General features: G+C 46.9%; 2 protein-coding genes and 1 pseudogene. All 3 read left to right on the top strand.

Features of this window, described 5'->3' with window-relative positions; translation table 11 throughout:
• Positions 1–1,069: extracellular solute-binding protein (locus tag RJ60_RS11300; protein ID WP_103134744.1), on the top strand; the 1,069-nt coding region annotated here is incomplete at its 5' end.
• A 45-nt stretch (positions 1,070–1,114) separates the two neighbouring features.
• Entirely contained in the window at positions 1,115–2,026 is a 912-nt protein-coding gene (locus tag RJ60_RS11295) for a carbohydrate ABC transporter permease (RefSeq protein WP_099830425.1), read from the top strand.
• Between the two features lie 4 nt (positions 2,027–2,030).
• Positions 2,031–2,389 (top strand): annotated as a pseudogene (locus RJ60_RS11290) (carbohydrate ABC transporter permease); the annotation flags it as partial.

Genomic DNA, 2,389 nt, shown 5'->3' with positions numbered 1-2,389 from the left:
CCATGTTGTGGTAGAGTCTTCTCTTGATATGAAGAACAAGCTCTCGATGGGTATTGCATCCAAGACTGCCCCAGAGATCATGTTCATCAGGAAATTCGACATGCCTCTCTATCTGGAACACTTCAAGGGCTTCACAGCGGAAGAATGGCTTAACAAGTATGGAATTGACACTGACGACATCTTCCCGGGTGTTCTCGACGGACTTGTAGTAGATGGTAAAATCGTCGGTATTCCAATGGACATATGGCTGTTCTACATGGCCTACAACAGAGGAAACTTCGCAAAGGTCGGTCTCGATCCTGACAACCCGCCGAAGACAAGAGAAGAGTTTATTTCCGCAATGGAAGCTTTAATTCCCATTACACCTCCAGGACTTACTCCATACTACGAAAACCCTGCCTGGACATGGATCTGGTTCCACCTTCTCTGGCAGCACGGGGGAGAAGTGTTGACAGACGACTTTAAGGAGCCGGCATTCGAGAAAGCCGGAATCGAAGTCTGCAAGCTGATGCTCGAGATGCAGGACAAGGGTATTCTTCCCATGCAGGTAGCCGACCCAGGCGTGTCCTTCCAGTCCGGGGAGAGTACAGTATTGATAACCGGTATCTGGACCATTAAGCCCTGGATGGAACAGCTGGGTGAGGATTTCGGTTATGCGGTAGCTCCTCAGTTAGGCAACACCAAGGCCGTATTTGGAGGTTCTCACGTACTGGCAATGCCAAGAGTCATGGTCGAAGATCCTAAGACACTTGAAGCCGCGACAACATTCATCAAGTATCTATGGGACCACGCGATTGATTGGTACGAAGCGGGACAGACTCCTGCAAGAAAATCACTCGCCGAGAGTCAGGAGTTGAAAGAGAGACTGCCTCACATTTACGCAGTATCTCAGGATTCCGAATACGTAAGACAGTTCCAGATGTTCCCGCTGATATCGGAAATCGAGGCCGAAATAGCAGTCTACCTTGAGGAAATATTGGTGCTGCACTCGATATCTCCGGAAGCTGGTATGAAGGAAGCTTCGTTCGCCGTTCAGGAAATTCTTGACGACTACTGGTCAAGAAACTAATCGCAGATAAGTAATCGCTTTACTTGGTGAAGGGAGGAGGAGTAATTGACACAATCACATTCAAAATCACCTAAACGATTCCGCAGGGAGATAGGATCGTGGTTGTTCCTTCTCCCTCACCTATTCTTCTTCGCTCTATTTGTTGTGGTTCCACTGGTTTTCGGTCTCGTAATTAGTTTCTTCAACTGGAGTCTTCTCAAGGATAACGTGTTTGTCGGTTTTGACAACTACATTCGAACGTGGAATGATTCAAGATTTTGGCCCACGGTTCAGCACACAGTGCTTTTTGCGATAATCAGTGTTCCACTCACGATAATCGTTGCCATTATCTTTGCACACATTCTCAAGAAGAAGAGGTTTGGCCAACTATGGCTTCTAATTGCATTTGTTTCACCGGCATTCTTTGGTTCTGTAGGTATTCTTAGTTCATGGAAGTGGATCTTCGCTTCTTTTCCTTCTGGATTAGCAAATTACTATCTCAACAAGGTTGGCGCGATAAACAACGCGGTTTCATGGTTTGGCAGCACATCAGTTGCTTGGGGAGTGATTATCCTGGTAACTGTATGGTGGATTGTGGGGTTCAGCATTTTGCTTTACTTGGGAGCCCTGCAGAGAATTCCCCCCGAACAATACGAATCGGCAAAACTAGATGGCGCAGGCCCGTGGAAAAGATTCTTATATATCACTTTGCCCTGGATCAAGAGCGTGCTATTTTTCGACGTTGTTCGACAAGCCATACTGGCCTTTGGACTCTTTGATCAGGCTTACATTCTCTCCGGTGGGGGGCCGGCCGGAACTACACGTACTCTGGTTTATTACCTATACCTTGTTGGATTTGAGAGACAGGATTTCGGAAGAGCCGCAGCGATTTCCTGGTATATATTTGCGATCGTACTGATTTTTGCTGTGATTCAACTTGTACTGGTCACCAAATCGATACGATCGACGGAGGGGTGAGATAATGGCTTCTACAGTTGCGAAAAACAAGAAAAAGCTCAGCAAACGAGTGACTGCAGCGATTATTACTGTTTTTCTCTGGGCCTTTGCAGCTTTCTGGTTTGCGCCAATTTTCTGGATGTTGTCAACTTCAATGAAGTCAACCACACTTGCTGTGATTGAAACTCCCCCGCAATGGATACCCAATAACCCAACACTCGAGAACTACAAAATAATCTTTGCACCCTCGGGAGGCCTTTCGCTAATAAAGGCGACATTAAATAGCGTGATTGTCGCTGTGAGCACAACTCTGGCTACTCTAATGCTTTCAGTCCCCGCGGCGTACGCGTTGTCTCGACTGAGGTTCAGGGGAAGAATGTTCAT

The sequence above is a fragment of the Mesotoga sp. B105.6.4 genome, assembly GCF_002896535.1.
Taxonomy (GTDB): Bacteria; Thermotogota; Thermotogae; order Petrotogales; family Kosmotogaceae; genus Mesotoga.
This window is presented reverse-complemented; position numbering and strand designations above follow the sequence as displayed.